This window comes from Alkalicella caledoniensis, assembly GCF_014467015.1.
Classification (GTDB): domain Bacteria; phylum Bacillota; class Proteinivoracia; order Proteinivoracales; family Proteinivoracaceae; genus Alkalicella; species Alkalicella caledoniensis.
Map to the genome: position 1 here is coordinate 2,917,901 of NZ_CP058559.1, position 16,849 is coordinate 2,934,749.

The window sequence follows — 16,849 nt, forward strand, 5'->3', positions numbered from 1 at the left end:
ATGCCCATGGACATACATAAAAACATAGATGTGCCAAAGACAACAGTATTATTTTCCATAAACATAGAACTAATAGGAGCAGTACACCTTCTGGCAAATAGCTCCCACCATGAATTTGCTAAAGAGTGGGTGGATATAACATATAAGAATATATCTGAGGCAAGCAGGGAGTTTCTAAAAATCATACCAAAACTTCCCATGGCAGGCATAGAACTTTACAGCTTGTTTATCAGCACTAGGGATTTTGATGACGTGGAGGGTTTTTTACAGCGTATAGAGAAAACTAATGATCTTGACTTTATAAGTGAAGTCTATGACGTTGAAAGGGAAAAAGTAATAAGCATTAGAGAAAATCCAGAAGAACTACCTAAATTTATGGAAGACAACTACATGGTTGAAGAAGAGTGCAGGGAAGGGCTAGAATATATTTTATATGAAACAACATCCTTTAGAAGGGGTCTTGTAAAGGTATTAGGTGAAATATACAATCAACTCTTTACAGATAAGATAAAGACCCTTGAAGAACTATTCACCCATTCCATTGACAGTATAAATAACCAGCTAAAATCAAAGAAACCCCTGGTAGTCGCCCAAGAACTTATGGGCAAGACCTTTCACAGGGTGTTTCCATTTAAAGAATTTATTTTTATCCCATCTTATTTCTTAAGCCCCCATAGATTCAGAACATTTACCCCTGAGGTCCAAATTCTAATCTACGATGTAAGAAGGGACTGCCTGTACTTAAATGAAGTGGGGGAGAAGATAACAAATGCCATGAAGGTGCTGTCAGACAGGACAAGGCTAGAAATTGTACGGCAGCTTCTCCTTGGGCCTACCTACGGAAAGGTACTGGCATCAAGGCTAGATCTTACAACAGCCACAATCTCCCATCACCTAGAGCAACTTAGGGCTGTAGGCTTGATTGAGGAAGATAAGGTAAAGAATACAAAGTACTTTAATGTAAAAAAAGATGAATTAGAAAAACTCCTAGGTCAAATTAGCGACTATCTATATAATAAACTTTAAGACTAAAAGAATGTGTCAGGTAAACACCTGGCACATTCTTTTTAATTTTGTCTTATTGAGGATACCCTTGTGACAGTGTGGTTTGTTTTTGTCATTATTCTAATGAAATATAATTTCCAACTAATTTAACAATTTCGTAAAAACATAGTATTGACTAACCCAATCAATGGAAATATAATATAGCTATCTAATTAGATATATATCTTACAAGGGAGATGGTTATATGAATAAGGTAATTGAAGTTAAGAACTTAGTTCGAGAGTATGACTCAGCAAAGGGGATAATCAAAAAGGAAAATGTAAAGATTCAAGCACTTAAGGGCATTTCCTTTGACGTTAACAAAGGTGAAATATTTGGATTGCTTGGACAAAATGGGGCAGGAAAGACCACCACAATTAAGATACTTACAACCCTATTGGCTCCCACATCTGGGGAAGCTGAAGTTCTAGGCTACAAATCCTTTGGAGAAGAAAAGCAATTAAGACCCCTTATTAACTTCATATTCGGGGGAGAAAGGGGTCTATACTGGAGGCTAAGTGCAAGGGATAACCTAACATACTTTTCGGACCTTTACAAAGTGGATAAAAAGACCAGACAAAAAAGAATACCAGAGCTACTAGAACTGGTAGGACTAAGTGATAGGGCCGACGAGAAAGTTGAGACCTATTCTAAGGGGATGAAACAAAGACTCATGATAGCTAGGGGCCTTGTAAACGACCCAGAAGTTATATTCATGGATGAACCAACAATAGGCTTAGATCCTGTAGGAGCAAGGGACCTTAGAAAGATAATTAGGAACCTATCTTCACTTGGTAAAACAATAATGCTTACAACTCACTATATGTTTGAAGCCGATGAGCTTTGCGATAGAATCGCCATAATCAATAAAGGTGAACTAGCAGCACTAGATACACCTATGAACCTAAAGAGTATAAACTCAGGATTTTCTGTAATGGAAGTTAAGGTCATAGGGGTCACCCCAGATAAAATTAATAAGATAAGAAGCCTAGAAGGCATAGAAAATGTATTTGTATCCCAGCAAGAACTGTTGCAAGTTCTACAAATACAATGCTCTAACTGTAGTGATATGACACCTAAAGTAATGAATATATTAAAGGACAACAAAACCTTGGGAATAAACATCAGGGAGGCAACTCTAGAAGATGCATACTTGAATCTAGTGGGGGGAGTTACCGCATGATAAGTGTACTAAAAATAATCTGGGGCAGCTGCATGATACAAATGAAACAGTCCTTTGCAAGGGCTACATTTAAATTTTGTGTCCTAGTTCAACCCATTATATATGCAGTAATAACATACATGATGTTTAGAAACTCAGGCATAGAAAACTTCACATCCTATGTTGTCTTAGGAACAGGAATAATGAGCCTGTGGAGTTCCATCTGCTTCTCCTCCGCTGGAGATATCGAAAGGGAGCGATACATGGGAACATTACAAATAGTCACATCGGTTCCAGTACAATTCAAAATCATAATGCTAGGTAAAGTCCTAGGGAATACAATTTTAGGCCTCATGTCCATGGTAATTACATTTGTATTTGTAAGTGTAGTATTTGGAGAAGTATTAACAATAGCAAATCCTTTAGTTTTTATGGCATCACTAATAATTTCCCTATTTTCCTTTATGGCCATATCCATGCTATTAGCCCCAAGCTTTACATTGTCTAGAAACTCCAGAGCATTGATGAACTGCCTAGAGTATCCAATATTCATCCTTTGTGGAGTGTTATTTCCCATAGAAGTTCTTCCAGTATGGATAAGACCCCTATCATATATACTGTCTCCTACATGGGCAATTAAGCTATTAAGGGATAGCTCCCTTGGAATTCACGATTTTAGCAACTTTGCCACGAATATAGCAATAATAATTCTAATCACAGTCATTTACTCCATAGTAGCATCTAAGCTCTTTGATAGAATAGACAAAGAAACAAGAATAAAGGCCACATTGGAGGTGCAGTAAATATGTTAGTATTAGACATCATAGGAAGATTCTTTAGGCAATCAATTCTGTCATTTAAATCACTGTTCGGATGGCTAGACCCTAAGATATACGTATTAGTGAAGGTTATAAATCCCATATTTGTAATTATGTTCTTTTCCCTTTTAGCTAAGTACACATATGGAGTAGATGATGTAACACCATGGGTAATAGGAAACTCATTTCTACTATGTACCTATAACGCAATATTCGGTGTAGGGAATGTACTAGCAATTGAAAGGGTTTTTGGTACATTAAAAATAGTCATAGCATCTCCATCCAATAAATTCTTGGTGTTTGTAGGCAGAGCCTTCATGCATATAATAGATGCAGTGATAACTGTGCTGATAGGACTAATAGCAGGAGCATTGATATTTGGAGTAAGCTTTAAAGGAGTGAACTTCCCACTATTTGCCCTTAATATATTTGTAGCAATGTTTGCAGCCTCAGGTCTGGGGCTGATGATAGGAAGTTTTGGACTATGGATAAGGGATATGAACCTACTAATGAATACAGCAGCCATGGGACTACTGGCTTTAACGGGTGCAAATTTCCCCATAGAGATGTTCCCAAACATAATACAAAAAGTCTGCTATGGGCTACCTGTCACAAGAAGCATTAAAGCAGCTGCACTACTAATGGATGGGGGGAGCAGGGATATGGTATACAGACTCATGTCCCAAGAAATAGTAGTGGGAATAATATACACAACTTTAGGATATGTACTACTTAAAATAATGGAGAGAGTTGCAAAAAATACTGCTTCACTGGATATATACTAGACTCCCTTCTATATAAAACAACCTCTACTTTGTTAAAAGAAAGTGGAGGTTGTTTTAAACAAAGAAAGAGCATCTATTTGAAGATGCTCTTTCTTTGTTTAGTTACATAGACCTGATAACTTTCTAAAATGATTAATGCTAAGAATATAAAAAAGGTCGGTTACTCACATAAAGTGAACAATTGATCTTTTGAACTTCTTCAAATGCTGACATTAAAAAATGTAGAGAGGAAGATGTCCCCACATTTCTATAACTTCAAGCAGGATAATAGTGAGGCTAAATTGAATATAGTATTATCTGAAAACTAGGAGGATAACATTGAATAATTTAGCCAGTATACTAAAAAAATACATTACCGCTTTAATGATTTTACTACTAGTGCTGTTAGTAGTATTTGTAATAAATCAAGTTTATCAGCTATATATTATAACATCAAATATTAACCAAACTTTAGGGCAAATAGTACTGCTTGTGCTCACTGCCATTTTTGGGAGCGCACTTATTCTCCCTGTAATTATGTATTTAAAACTTCCCAGGGGGTTAAAAGTCCCTAAACAAGGAGATGAGGAAGGCTATAGTAGATACATAGCAAATTTAAGAAAACGCCTAAGAAAAAATAAACATCTCCTAAACACTGGATTCCAATTTAGTGATAAAGAAAGTACCGAAGCTCAAGTAAAAGCTGCATTAAAAGAACTAGACAGTCAGGCAGAAGGAATTGTAAAAAAGTACTCATCAACGGTGTTTATAACCACAGCCATATCACAAAATGGTTCCTTAGATGGGTTATTCGTGTTACTAAACCTCAGCAAAATGATTTGGAATATAGCCCATATATACAATCAACGGCCAACAGTCAAAGAACTAGTATTACTTTACATAAACGTTGGTGGTACAGTACTCATGGCTAAAGAGATTAACGAACTAAACTTAATTGATGAACAGCTAGAACCTGTTATAACTGCCCTACTAGGGGAAACCATACTAGCATCTCAAACAGTAATCGTTTCTAATCTAGTGGTAAACTCAGTGCTAGAAGGAAGCGCCAATGCCTTTTTGTCATTGAGGGTAGGTAAAATTGCCATGAAATATTGCAGCAGCTTAACTGAAGTAGATCGAAAAAGCGTAAGAAAAGCTGCAACACTAGAAGCATGTGAACTCCTTGGTACTATAGTAAAACAAAACACATCCCTTATAGTAAAATCAGTAGTTAAAGGTGCTGGAAAGGGCACTATTAAGTTGCTCAGAAAAAGCAAAGAAAAACTATTTAGTTTCGGTAAGAAAAAAAGTATGGACATTTAGAACACCTCCCAAGCTAAGCCAAGCTAAGCTAAGCCTATAAAAAAGGAAGGATGATTAAAAATGCCGAGAAAATCTTTCACTGCCAAAGGAGCAGTGGCAATTGGACCATACTCCCACGCAGTACAAACAGGAAATCTTTTATACCTATCTGGCCAAACCCCTATAGATCCAAAAACAGGAAAATTAGTAGAAGGTGACATAGGAGCCCAAACTAAACAATGCTTTGAAAACCTATTTAACGTACTAGCTGCAGCTGACCTGACACCAGACCATGTAATAAAAGTGAACGTATTCCTAACTAACATGCAAGATTTTAGCGAAATGAACGCAGTGTACCAACAACAATTCACAGAGCCCTACCCCTCACGAACAACCATAGGAGTAGCAGAACTACCACTGGGAGCAAAAGTGGAAATAGAGATGATAGCTGAAATTGAAAAGCAATAGCTCGCAGCCTATGTTTATTTAGTTGTTACAATAATGAAAACCCACATAAACAGGGTTTTCATTTTTTATTTAGAACTTGCACAAAAATCTGCCTAATCCAGTGTTAGGATATTTCTTTATGATGTAAATAAAAAGATAGATCCAGTAGTTAGTGTAGGGGTAGGGCTCCGTACCTACCCGGACCCTCAAAAACATCTGCTAGCCCCTGTCTACACAAAATAAATGTCTAATCTAAGCAGGAAAAAAATGTATAAGAGAGAATACATAAACTAGCAACAGGAAAAACGTGCTTTATTGCCCTTAATTATAAACTACTCATATCAAAAAGTATCGAAGGAGAGATAAAATGAAAACCATATTTGATCTAAGAAAAAACCAAGAAGATAAAATCTATGAAGACATACAAAGCTTATATGATGAACCATTGAACATTGTAAGACTAGGAGGAAAATCCATAAAACCGTGCATTGGTTGTTGGAACTGTTGGCTCAAAACCCCTGGTATATGCGTAATGAAGGATTCCATGAGCGAAATCTACCCCGATTATGTAAATAGTGATACGGTAATTTTCCTAATAGACACAGCCCAGGGATTTATCAACAATAAAGCTAAAGCTTTTTTGGACAGGACAATCCCCCATTACCATCCATACATAGAAATCGTAAACGCAGAGTGTCATCATGTAGCGAGATACCAATCATACCCCGATATGGTTTTTTATTTTGATAACCAAGGATTAAAAAATCAAGAAGAACAAGTTATTGAAGATTACCTATATCGCACTGCCTTTCACTTTAAAGGTAAATCCTATAGAATTCTAAAAGACGGCAACACACAAATCCGTCCACTGGAATCAAGGAAACCTAAAAGACAAACTGTGGCCTTCAGGTCAGTTGAACCCATGGAAAAACTTGTGATCTATAACGGATCACCTAGACGAAGTGGCAGCAATTCTGAACTTATCCTGGGAAAAGCTGCTGAAACCCTTGGTGACAAAATCGAGATACGTGATTTGAAAAAAGAAGATATGTGGGGAGAATGGGCTGATAACTTTACAAACGAGAAACACGTTATGTTCTTTATGCCCCTATACGTCCATGCAATGCCCTCCCATGTCATGGCATTTATAGAAAAACTTAAAACCTCCGATGGTAGCATAAGCTTCTTTGTCCAATCGGGTTTTCCTGAAAGCAGTCAATCCCACTATCTCGAAGCATATTTTGAACAATTGGCACTGAGACTTGGAAGAACATATACTGGTACAGCCATAAAAGGTGGAATAGAAGGATTGAGGGCAAGATCTCCTCAAAACCAAGAAAAAACCATTGTGCCATTGGTAAAGACCATTGAGAATTTAGTCAATGAAGGTAATTTCAACATAAAAAATATTGAACAACTAGCCATACCCGTTCAATTTGGCACAGTTGTGTCAACTATCGTTAAACTAGTGTCTAAAACAGGGATGATAAACTCATTTTGGGATCAACAACTCAAAGCAAATCAAGCATACGAAAAAAGCTTTGATCGTCCGTACTTATCCTTACCCAGCGAACACCCTAAAGCTTAAACTCCACAATGCACTACCTACTTCGTATAAATCAATGATAACATGGACGGAGTTTTCTAAAAAAAGCACATAGCTATTAAAAATCCACCGAAGAGCCAATCTTTAGTGGATTTTTCAATATAGCAAACAGAGAATCCTACAACAGTTTTTGTGCCCATTTACGTTGCAGGATTGTCTGCCATTGTATGTAACACGTGTTTATATCCATGTGGGGGTTAATTATTGAAAATACATAAATATTAAAAGGAATTTAGGTCAAAATGAAGAATTTATATATTAGACAATATGTGGAAGCTACATAACTATCTATTAAAGGTAAAGAAGAAATAGTCATTGAATGGATGTAAAGTAGATACCAGTGTAAGGAGAGATGATCGTGAAATGTTATTATCATAGCGATAGTGAAGTGGTTGCAGTATGTAAAATCTGTAATAAAAACCTTTGCAAAGAATGTTATGACTTAGGGGATAGTGGTAGATGCAAGCCTTGTATAACTAAAGCAACGGAGCAAAAACATAGGCAAAGGGAGTTTAGAATCAAAAATGAAAGTGTTGAATATGTAAGAAATGCAGGGATTTTTTCAGTATTAGGCGCATTTATAGGCTATACCACATCCATAAGATACCTTAGTGGAATAGAAAATAGCGATATACCTGCTCTAGTTTATAAATTAGGTTTCATATTACTATTTGCCTATTTGGGGATTTCACTTATTTGTGGATTGAAGATAATGAACGGGACATTTCGCTCCATGGGAAGTTTAGGGTTGTTATTGATTTTTATATGGCCAATTTATGTTGCATTGCTAATAATTGCCCTTATGATTGGAATGTTTTGCTCAGTTCCACTATTACTGTACCATCTTTATAAACTGTACATAAAGCCACCAGTTCCTCACCAGCAAAGTATGTAATTCAGTGGAAGCGTAGGAAAAGACGAAACTTATCCAACAGTTAAAAAGCCACAATAAATTAAGACTAAAATAAAAAGAGTATTTACCCACCGTAGGAGTAAATACTCTTTTTGACTTCCCTTAAAGAAACAATCTAAACAACAGCTGCCTCTTTCTTCGGCCTATTATAAAGTACATCCATCTTTCTATATGCGTACTGAATGCAAGGACCAATTGCCAATACTATAACAACAGTTCCGTAAGAAACAGGACCTGCTAAAAATAACCCAGTTGTAAGGGCAGTAATTTCACATATTAGCCGAGAAAAAGCCATGCTAATATTAAACCTTTTGTGGACAACCATCATAAGACTATCAATAGGAGTAGGTGGAAACTTAGCCTGAAGATAAGACCCTACACCCAATGCCATACATACAAAACTAATTGCAAACAACAACATTTTTTCAGGTAAAGTTACAATATCAATAAAGCTATACAGAAATAAGTTGATATCGATAAAAACACCTAGGATGAAAACAGTTAAAAAAGAAAGAAATTCAGGCTTCTTTTTAGCTAAAGAAGCATTGAACAACATAAGTAGGCCACCAGTAATTATATTCCATGATCCAGGGCTTAAGCCAACCTTATTAGTCAAGCCCACAAATACCGAGTCCCAAGCACCAGTGCCTAACTCCGCCACAATAACACCAGTAATACCAACTGCAGAGATAAATAAGCCAATAAAATAAAATAGATAACGTTTCACAGTTCAACCACCTTCAGCTATTTATATAGAGTCTATTTACTTCAGTATACTCTATATATAATAGGTCAAGTCAAGGGGTAAAATGAAAAAAATTCTACAATATAGAACTATGGTTCTAAAAACTATATATAAGACAGATTTTATGGAGAATACTTCATACAAACCTGGAAAGAAGAACATCAAGCAAATAAAGAACAGAAAGTAGCATGATATGCACTAGAATAATCACCCTTAATATGAAAGATCCGGGATTCTTTTTATATAATTATAGAACAACAAAATTCGCGTTAGGAGCAGGAAACCTAGGATAAAGACGAATAACTAATGTAAAGCAAAACATAGTGAATAGTCAAAGCATAAATAGTAATAATATAATATCGACTTCACAATTATTGTACCTGCCATAACTCCAATATGGCCCGCTGCATTTCCTCTACAAATGTGGACGAATCTTCAGCTTTGGTAGCTCCCCGAAGTTAATGTTCTAGCTACCTCATTGTGCTAGGAACTTACTATGTAATTATCATATTCTATTTAGTAATGATATAATAAACATGTGATATTATCTTAAATAGTTAAGGAGGTTGAATATCATGACTTCTAATTTTATTTCAATTCAAGCGATTGAACAAAAGGCAGTTCCTATATTAAAAAAATACCCAATCCATAAGGCAATATTATTTGGTTCATATGCAAAAGGTGAGGCTGTTAACGGTAGTGACATAGATTTATATATCGACACAAAGGGAAAATTAAGAGGCCTTGACTTTGTTGGATTGTTAGAAATCCTTGTTAATACTTTAGGAGTTGAAATAGACTTAATAGATAAATCGCATATTGATCCAGATTCTTTAATAATGCAAGAAATTGAAGATAAGGGTGTGGTAATATATGAAAAATCAGAAGATTATTCTTAAGATAATTAATTATATTGACTCTATATTGAGATACATCAATGATGTAGATTATACTGAATTTAGAAATAACAGCATGATGGTGGAAGCTTGCGTCTTTAATTTAAGTCAAATGGTGAGTTAGTGAATAAACTAGATAAAGGGTATATTTTAAAACACCCTGAAATTCCTTAGTTTAAAATGAGAGGTTTAAGAAATCGTATAGTTCATGATTATGAGGGTGTTAATTTGAACCTAATATGGGAAATTATTGATATGGACATAAGAGTATTGAGAACACAACTAATGGAGCTAAGCAATTAGCTTCTTTTTTATTATATGAAAAATACAACGCATGTACATTAAGCCTCACTAAATTATATTAGCCATTAGTGGGGCTTATTTTAACTCATAAGCAGGAAATATATGTAATTAAAGCGAATACCTTAAGTAACAAACTAACCGAGGTGAGGGGTATTTTAAAGCAGGGTATCTACGAAGAAATTATAAACCAAAAGCTTAAAAAGAATCTCCAGGATTTATCACTGGAGGCTTTTGATATTGGTAAAGAAAAGATAGATGTGGAAGAAGCTCGGAAGCTTCTTTCTTCATACATATCTCAAGTGACAAGAAGGGCACTGAACTATGTGAGGGACAACTATAATGACGACAATGAAGCCATATTAAACCAGATTAGAACCTGCAACGATATCATATCTACACTGCACAAGAACTTAGATGATGACGATGAATGGATGTAAAGCAAAAGATACCAGTGTAAGGAGAGATGATCGTGAAATGTTATTATCATAGCGATAGAGAAGTGGTTGCAGTATGTAAAATCTGTAATAAAAACCTTTGCAAAGAATGTTATGACTTAGGGGATAGTGGTAGATGCAAGCCTTGTATAACTAAAGCAACGGAGCAAAAACATAGGCAAAGGGAGTTTAGAATCAAAAATGAAAGTGTTGAATATGTGAGAAATGCAGGGATTTTTTCAGTATTAGGCGCATTTATAGGCTATACCACATCCATAAGATACCTTAGTGGAATAGAAAATAGCGATATACCAGCCCTAGTTTATAAATTAGGTTTCATATTACTATTTGCCTATTTGGGGATTTCACTTATTTGTGGACTGAAGATAATGAACGGGACATTTCGCTCTATGGGAAGTTTAGGGTTGTTATTGATTTTTATTTGGCCAATTTATGTAGCGTTGCTGACAATTGCCATTATGATTGGAATGTTTTGCTCCCCTCCACTATTACTGTACCATCTTTATAAACTATACATGAAGCCACAAGTCCCTCATCAGCAAAGAATGTAATTCATTAGAAACTCAAGAAAATACGTTTTCCTAAAGATTAACATAGTATTTAGAAATAATAGGCATAGTTATGGAACTCTACTAATATTCCTGATAATTGCATAAATATAGGATTCTAAGAAACAACCACAACTGCACAGAGTACGAAATCTCACTGATAACTAACGTCCAGTGGGATTTTTGTAATTAAATAAGCAATTTATTGAATACATCCTTTACTAATATAGAAAGTATTTAAACAATAGTTAATAGTTTTAATAAGTCAGTATTCAGTAACAATGTTCTTATATTTATATGCTTTTCAGGTGTTAGAATAACTTTTCAGGTGAATATGATTTTTATTTACCATTAAGCTTTAAGAGGATTATATAGAACAATGTCGAATAATATCAAAAAAAGAATGAAAATGAAAAAAAGAGGTGGTTAAATGTATAATAACAGTCTTTTGGAGATACTTCTGGATTCCCTAGAAATTATTGCTAAGATTACCGGAGGGTATGCTACATTAACTGATAAATACGGGTACAGAATTAAAACAATTGATTCTGCTGGGAATGTTAAAGTAGAGCTTGAGGGAAGTTACTACGATTCTGCAGCTGAGGCATACCTAAAGAAAAAAGCTATATCGGGTGTTTCAAGTATTGAAGATGGTGCACAAGCTTGGTGTATTCCTATTAATGACTATGTATTATGTAGCAGTAATATAGAAATAGTTAAAAATAATAATAGGTTGAAGGAATCTTTGATTCAGTCTCTACCCTTTATTTCTCGGGTGGCTGGTGGAGAAGCGGTGGTCTTTGATTCAGAGGGAGTTAGAATAGCGACAGTGAGTTCTAAGGGTGAAATAAAAGAAGATTACTTAGGGAAAGCAAGCAAAGATGCAAAAGAGGCCATGGAGAAACAAAGACCAATTATTGGTGGCTCGAATTATGTCAGTGGTGCTAGTGCAGTGCGGATTCCCATAACTAAGGAGTTTGGTTTTGGATTTAATAACGAAGATACTACTATTGCAAGTCAAATACTAATTAACGAGGTAAAAAAACACCAGACAGCGAAGTATTCGCTAGACGATATAATTGGTGAATCAGCATCACTAGTTAAAGCAAAGAATATTGTAAAAATTACGGGGAAATCAAGTTCTAGTGTTCTAATTTTTGGCGAAACTGGAACTGGGAAAGAACTATTCGCTCAATCGGTACACAACCTAAGTGACAGAAGTTCAAAACCATTCGTGGCAATCAATTGTGCTGCAATTCCTCCAAATCTAATGGAAAGTAACTTTTTCGGATATGAAGGAGGAGCTTTTACTGGTGCGAGGAAAGATGGATCCCCTGGTGTATTTGAGCAAGCAAATGGAGGGACTATTTTTCTGGACGAAATAAGCGAAATGGATCTAGATTTACAATCGAAAATACTTAGGGTCCTCCAAGAACGTGAAGTTAAACGTCTAGGCTCAAATAAAGTAATTCCTTTAGATATAAGGGTTGTATCTGCTACTAATAAAGACTTAGAAGAAATGGCTCGGAGCGGTAAGTTTAGGCAGGATTTATTTTATAGGCTCAATGTAGTTGATATAAATTTGCCTGCTCTAAGGGAGATAAGATCAGACATCCGATTGATAGTTAAAAATGCTATTTATCAAATGAATAGAAGTTTTGGAAAGTTTGTTGAGGATATAGATGAAGAAGCTTTATCTTATATGACTAGCTATCATTGGCCAGGTAATGTTAGAGAATTAATTAACTGTATAGAAAGGATTTTTAATGTAATCGGAAGTAATAGAATAATAACAAAAGAATTTTTGCCTAATAAGCTTTTAGATAATCAAATTACAGTGGGCGAGCAGGGAGACTTAAGTACCATGCTAGCTAAATACGAAAAAAGAATAATTGAAAATAGCTTGAAGGATAACAATGGTGTTAAAGCCAAAGTTGCTAGACAGCTGAATATAAGCAATACAACTTTATGGCGTAGGATGAAAGAACTTGAAATTGATAACTAACTATTTCAGATTTAAAATACTATTTCACTTTTGAAATACATCGAAACAGCTTTGCCATAGGCACTTACAATAGAGACCTTTTCAATTTTGAAAAAGTCTCTATTATTATAATAGCCATATACCTGGTTTTTAAAATGGCACAGTAATTGCATTATAAATGATGACAGCGCTGATAGATAAAAAAAGTTAGGAGGGATGGATATGAAACAATTTAGCTACTATGCTCCAACTGATTTAGAAGGAGTACTAAAGATTTTGGCACATGGAGAAGACACATACTTCATTGCTGGCGGAACCGATATTATGATCCAGATGAGGAAAAAGTGGGTTCAACCTAGAAAACTAATTGATTTAAAGCAGGTAAGTGAAATAAATTACATCCGAGAAGATGGTGACGTAATTAGAGTAGGGGCAACAACCACATTTACTCAGCTCGAAAGATCAGACTTAATTAAGAGATACGCAAAGGTTTTAGCAAACTCTGCTGCAGAAGTAGGGTCCCCACAGATACGTAACTTAGGAACCGTAGGAGGTAATATAGCTAACTCGTCTGCCGCAGCAGACTCTGTTACTGCGCTAATGGCTCTCGATGCTAAACTTAAGCTAGTTAGCCTAAGTGGTGAGAGAGTAGTGGAACTAAAAGAATTTTATATAGGAAATGGAAATACCAGCCTTAAACCTGATGAAGTTATAACTGAAGTGTTCTTCAATAAACGTGAGTATTCTGAGTTCAAAAAATTAGGTAGAAGAAAAGCTTTAGCTATTGTTGTTTTAAGTGTGGGCGCAGCTTTTAAGTTAAACATGAATGAAAACACGTTTTCCAATGTTAAAATCTCCCTTGGTGCAGTAGCAAGACATCCAATGAGGGCTTATGAAGCAGAGCAAATACTTGAAGGGCAGGAAATAAGCTTCCTAAAATTAGAAGAATGCATCGAGAAAATCTCTGAAATAGCAGAAGCAAGTGTTACAAACTCTCCGTTTAAGCTTTTAGCTCCTTATAAAAAAGAAAGTATCAAAGGTGTAGCAAGACAAGTACTAGAAAATCTATACAACGAACAAGTTAAAGCAAATAAGGGGGTATAGTCATGGAAAAAGTAAAGATCGTATTTAACCTAAACTACAAAGATGTCGAGATTGAGATATATCCTAACACAAGACTAATAGATATGTTGAGGGAACAGTTTAACCTCACAAGTGTTAAAGAGGGCTGCTCTGAAGGAGAGTGTGGCGCCTGTACTGTAGTCCTTGACGATGAACCTGTTACGTCTTGTGTAGTGCTAGCACCTCAAGTTCATGGCAGATCTGTTCTTACCCTTGAGGGATTGTCCGAAAATGGAGAACTTGATAAACTACAGCAGGCATTCATAGATGCTGGAGCTGTTCAATGTGGATTTTGTACCCCAGGAATGATTTTATCTGGTAAAGCGCTTTTGATGAGAAAACCAAACCCAACTGAGGAAGAAATTAAACAATCAATTTCAGGTAATCTATGTAGATGTACTGGGTATGCAAAGATTGTTGATGCCATTCAAATAGCTTCACAAAAGTAAAGAGAGGAGGAGAAGGGTGTTGGAAGAAAAAAATTACAGTGTTATAGGAAAAAGTGTAACGAAAAAAGATGTGTTAGCTAAAGTAACAGGAAAAGCTCAATATGCGGCCGATATTACATTAGACAATATGTTATTTGGTAAGGTGTTAAGAAGCACTGTTCCTGCTGCAATAGTAAAGAAAATAGATACTTCTAAAGCAAAGGAATTGCCAGGTGTAGTTTCTGTTCTGACCGCTAAGGACATTCCGGGAGAAAATAGTGTAGGAATTATTATTAAGGATGAGCCAATTCTAGTGACCAATAAAATTAGAAGAATTGGAGATCCATTGGCGATTATAGCTGCAGAGACCATGGAAATAGCTGAAGAAGCTTTAGGACTGATTAAAGTAGATTTAGAAGAACTACCTGTCGTATCAAACATTGAACAGGCTCTTGATAAAAACTCCCCTGTAATACACGGAGGAGAAAGTAACATTTTATCTACCAAGTTAATGGTTAAAGGGGATGTAGATAATGCATTCAAGGAGTGTGATATTATAATTGAAAATTCCTATAAAACTAGTATGATATCACATATGTTTATAGAGCCAGAAGCTGCAGTAGCAAAGTATGAAGATGGAAAAATAACCGTATGGAGCTCAACACAAAACACTCACTTTGACAGGGATGAAGTGGCGAGGATGCTAAACATGCCACAGAACAGAGTGCGTTGCATATGTGCTGAAACAGGCGGTGGCTTTGGTGGTAAGCTAGATATTTCTTTACAATGCTATTCTGCTTTATTAGCTTACTACTCTAAAAGACCAGTAAAGATGGTTAACACTCGTGAAGAATCAACAACTGTGTCGTCAAAACGCCATCCAACCCTCATGAAGTATAAGACAGGAGCAAAAAAAGATGGAAAACTTCATGCTATGGAAGTTGAGATTTTCCAGGACACAGGTGCGTACTCTTCATATGGGCTAGGGGTAATTACTAGAAGTGTTGTACATAGTACAGGTCCCTATGAGGTGCCTAATTTACGCGTAAAATCTACAATGGTATATACAAATAACCCTATGGCAGGCGCAATGAGAGGATTTGGTGTTCCTCAAGTAGCAATAGCACACGAGGGTCAAATGGATGCACTTGCAAAAGAATTAAATATGACTCCAGTGGAGATTAGGTTAATAAATGCCCTTAAAGTAGGATCGACTACAGGAACTAAACAAATTCTTGATAATAGCGTAGGCATCACAGAGACAATAATTAAAGCAGTAGAAAAAAGCAAAGAAGTAATCTCGCAGGAAAGGAGGAGCTTATAATGAAAAAAAGAGGCGTAGGAATGGGTTGTATGTGGTATGGGGTTGGTAATACTGGGCTACCTAATCCAGCAGCAGCTTTTGTTGAGGTTCATAGTGATGGTTCAGTTACAGTGCTAACAGGTGCTGCAGACATAGGACAGGGATCTGACACTGTCATGTGCCAGATTGTGGCAGAAGCACTAGGGGTCCATTATGAAGACGTTAGTGTATTATCTGCTGACAGTGGTGTTACCCCAGAGTCTGGCGCATCATCTGCCAGTAGACAAACATATATTTCAGGAAATGCTTGCTTAAATGCAGCAAATATGGCTAAAGAAACCATTGTAAAAGTAGCCGCAGAATTATTGGGTACTACAGCTTCTAACGTAGAATTGCGGGATAGGAGAGCCTTTGACAAAAATAACACCGACAACCACATCCTATATTCCAAAGTATTAATGACCATGAAGCAAAAGGGTATTATCGCTGTAGGAAGTGGTAGCTTTAATCCAGATACCACAGGGTTAAATCCAGAAAACCTAGAAGGCAGTCCATATGGAACTTACGCCTTTGCAACTCAGATTGTTGAGGTTGAAGTGGACACCGAAACTGGAGAAGTTGATGTTATAAAAATCATCGCAGCCCATGATGTAGGTACAGCCATCAACAAACAAAATGTTGAGGGGCAAATTGAAGGTGGAGCGTTGATGGGAGTTGGATACGCATTACTTGAGGAAATAGAGCTAGATAACGGTAAAATAAAAAATCCAAATTTTACAAGTTACTTAATCAATACAGCAATGGACACACCCAAAATATATCCAATTATTGTTGAAGAACATAGCGAAACTGGACCCTTTGGAGCAAAAGGAGTCGGTGAACCTACATTGATCCCTACTGCACCGGCAATCTTAAGTGCAATAGAAGATGCCATAGGTATTAGATTTAATGAAGTTCCTGTAACTCCTGAAAAAATTATTAAGTCTCTAAAAAATGGAGGTAAGTAAAA

At 36.1% G+C, this 16,849-nt stretch carries 18 protein-coding genes; 17 read left to right on the forward strand and 1 reads right to left on the reverse strand.

Features of this window, described 5'->3' with window-relative positions; translation table 11 throughout:
• Positions 1-6: 6 nt before the first annotated feature.
• The 8 genes from HYG86_RS14365 to HYG86_RS14400 all read left to right on the forward strand — a co-directional run bounded on the left by HYG86_RS14365 (position 7) and on the right by HYG86_RS14400 (position 8,038).
• On the forward strand, positions 7-1,026 hold the full coding sequence (locus HYG86_RS14365; protein WP_213166271.1) for an ArsR/SmtB family transcription factor: 1,020 nt from the start codon (positions 7-9) through the stop codon (positions 1,024-1,026).
• 223 nt (positions 1,027-1,249) lie between these two features.
• Positions 1,250-2,227 carry an ABC transporter ATP-binding protein gene (locus HYG86_RS14370; RefSeq protein ID WP_213166272.1) on the forward strand — a complete coding sequence of 326 codons (978 nt, stop codon included), beginning with the start codon at positions 1,250-1,252 and terminating at the stop codon, positions 2,225-2,227.
• The gene (locus HYG86_RS14375) at positions 2,224-3,009 is read left to right on the forward strand and encodes an ABC transporter permease (RefSeq protein WP_213166273.1); all 786 of its coding nucleotides are present in this window, start codon (positions 2,224-2,226) and stop codon (positions 3,007-3,009) included. Before HYG86_RS14370 ends, HYG86_RS14375 begins: the two co-directional genes overlap by 4 nt.
• A gap of 2 nt (positions 3,010-3,011) precedes the next feature.
• Complete coding sequence (locus tag HYG86_RS14380; RefSeq protein WP_213166274.1) at positions 3,012-3,809, forward strand: ABC transporter permease; 798 nt, start codon at positions 3,012-3,014, stop codon at positions 3,807-3,809.
• Between the two features lie 318 nt (positions 3,810-4,127).
• A complete protein-coding gene (locus HYG86_RS14385; protein WP_213166275.1) occupies positions 4,128-5,111 on the forward strand; it encodes a DUF697 domain-containing protein in 984 nt (327 codons plus the stop codon).
• Positions 5,112-5,171: 60 nt separating this feature from the next.
• Complete coding sequence (locus HYG86_RS14390; RefSeq protein WP_213166276.1) at positions 5,172-5,558, forward strand: RidA family protein; 387 nt, start codon at positions 5,172-5,174, stop codon at positions 5,556-5,558.
• 346 nt (positions 5,559-5,904) lie between these two features.
• Positions 5,905-7,125, forward strand: a complete 1,221-nt coding sequence (locus HYG86_RS14395; protein ID WP_213166277.1) for a hypothetical protein — start codon at positions 5,905-5,907, stop codon at positions 7,123-7,125.
• A 376-nt stretch (positions 7,126-7,501) separates the two neighbouring features.
• Positions 7,502-8,038 carry a hypothetical protein gene (locus HYG86_RS14400; protein ID WP_213166278.1) on the forward strand — a complete coding sequence of 179 codons (537 nt, stop codon included), beginning with the start codon at positions 7,502-7,504 and terminating at the stop codon, positions 8,036-8,038.
• A gap of 133 nt (positions 8,039-8,171) precedes the next feature.
• Here HYG86_RS14400 and HYG86_RS14405 read toward each other — a convergent pair whose 3' ends face one another.
• Complete coding sequence (locus tag HYG86_RS14405) at positions 8,172-8,783, reverse strand: YczE/YyaS/YitT family protein (RefSeq protein ID WP_213166279.1); 612 nt, start codon at positions 8,781-8,783, stop codon at positions 8,172-8,174.
• Between the two features lie 593 nt (positions 8,784-9,376).
• Here HYG86_RS14405 and HYG86_RS14410 point away from each other — a divergent pair.
• From HYG86_RS14410 to HYG86_RS18310, 9 genes are all read left to right on the forward strand, one after another.
• On the forward strand, positions 9,377-9,700 hold the full coding sequence (locus HYG86_RS14410; RefSeq protein ID WP_213166280.1) for a nucleotidyltransferase family protein: 324 nt from the start codon (positions 9,377-9,379) through the stop codon (positions 9,698-9,700).
• 177 nt (positions 9,701-9,877) lie between these two features.
• Positions 9,878-10,000: a HepT-like ribonuclease domain-containing protein gene (locus HYG86_RS14415; protein WP_213166281.1), complete on the forward strand. Its 123-nt coding sequence runs from the start codon at positions 9,878-9,880 to the stop codon at positions 9,998-10,000.
• Positions 10,001-10,068: 68 nt separating this feature from the next.
• Positions 10,069-10,437: a hypothetical protein gene (locus tag HYG86_RS14420; protein WP_213166282.1), complete on the forward strand. Its 369-nt coding sequence runs from the start codon at positions 10,069-10,071 to the stop codon at positions 10,435-10,437.
• A gap of 32 nt (positions 10,438-10,469) precedes the next feature.
• A complete protein-coding gene (locus tag HYG86_RS14425) occupies positions 10,470-11,006 on the forward strand; it encodes a hypothetical protein (protein WP_213166283.1) in 537 nt (178 codons plus the stop codon).
• 427 nt (positions 11,007-11,433) lie between these two features.
• The gene (locus HYG86_RS14430; protein ID WP_213166284.1) at positions 11,434-13,008 is read left to right on the forward strand and encodes a sigma-54 interaction domain-containing protein; all 1,575 of its coding nucleotides are present in this window, start codon (positions 11,434-11,436) and stop codon (positions 13,006-13,008) included.
• A 201-nt stretch (positions 13,009-13,209) separates the two neighbouring features.
• Positions 13,210-14,091 carry an FAD binding domain-containing protein gene (locus HYG86_RS14435; RefSeq protein ID WP_213166285.1) on the forward strand — a complete coding sequence of 294 codons (882 nt, stop codon included), beginning with the start codon at positions 13,210-13,212 and terminating at the stop codon, positions 14,089-14,091.
• 2 nt (positions 14,092-14,093) lie between these two features.
• Positions 14,094-14,558 carry a (2Fe-2S)-binding protein gene (locus HYG86_RS14440; protein WP_213166286.1) on the forward strand — a complete coding sequence of 155 codons (465 nt, stop codon included), beginning with the start codon at positions 14,094-14,096 and terminating at the stop codon, positions 14,556-14,558.
• 19 nt (positions 14,559-14,577) lie between these two features.
• Positions 14,578-15,861, forward strand: coding sequence for a xanthine dehydrogenase family protein molybdopterin-binding subunit (locus HYG86_RS18305; protein WP_281391279.1), 1,284 nt, complete (start codon positions 14,578-14,580; stop codon positions 15,859-15,861).
• Positions 15,861-16,847 carry a xanthine dehydrogenase family protein molybdopterin-binding subunit gene (locus HYG86_RS18310; RefSeq protein ID WP_281391280.1) on the forward strand — a complete coding sequence of 329 codons (987 nt, stop codon included), beginning with the start codon at positions 15,861-15,863 and terminating at the stop codon, positions 16,845-16,847. The genes HYG86_RS18305 and HYG86_RS18310 overlap by 1 nt, the downstream gene beginning before the upstream one ends.
• Positions 16,848-16,849: the final 2 nt, after the last annotated feature.

Excerpts from the sequence above, each read along its gene's own strand:
- HYG86_RS14365 (WP_213166271.1), top strand. The coding sequence starts at position 7 with ATGGACATACATAAAAACATAGATGTGCCAAAGACAACAGTATTATTT.
- HYG86_RS14370 (WP_213166272.1), top strand. The coding sequence starts at position 1,250 with ATGAATAAGGTAATTGAAGTTAAGAACTTAGTTCGAGAGTATGACTCA.
- HYG86_RS14375 (WP_213166273.1), top strand. The coding sequence starts at position 2,224 with ATGATAAGTGTACTAAAAATAATCTGGGGCAGCTGCATGATACAAATG.
- HYG86_RS14380 (WP_213166274.1), top strand. The coding sequence starts at position 3,012 with ATGTTAGTATTAGACATCATAGGAAGATTCTTTAGGCAATCAATTCTG.
- HYG86_RS14390 (WP_213166276.1), top strand. The coding sequence starts at position 5,172 with ATGCCGAGAAAATCTTTCACTGCCAAAGGAGCAGTGGCAATTGGACCA.
- HYG86_RS14395 (WP_213166277.1), top strand. The coding sequence starts at position 5,905 with ATGAAAACCATATTTGATCTAAGAAAAAACCAAGAAGATAAAATCTAT.
- HYG86_RS14410 (WP_213166280.1), top strand. The coding sequence starts at position 9,377 with ATGACTTCTAATTTTATTTCAATTCAAGCGATTGAACAAAAGGCAGTT.
- HYG86_RS14415 (WP_213166281.1), top strand. The coding sequence starts at position 9,878 with ATGAGAGGTTTAAGAAATCGTATAGTTCATGATTATGAGGGTGTTAAT.
- HYG86_RS14430 (WP_213166284.1), top strand. The coding sequence starts at position 11,434 with ATGTATAATAACAGTCTTTTGGAGATACTTCTGGATTCCCTAGAAATT.
- HYG86_RS14435 (WP_213166285.1), top strand. The coding sequence starts at position 13,210 with ATGAAACAATTTAGCTACTATGCTCCAACTGATTTAGAAGGAGTACTA.
- HYG86_RS14440 (WP_213166286.1), top strand. The coding sequence starts at position 14,094 with ATGGAAAAAGTAAAGATCGTATTTAACCTAAACTACAAAGATGTCGAG.
- HYG86_RS18310 (WP_281391280.1), top strand. The coding sequence starts at position 15,861 with ATGAAAAAAAGAGGCGTAGGAATGGGTTGTATGTGGTATGGGGTTGGT.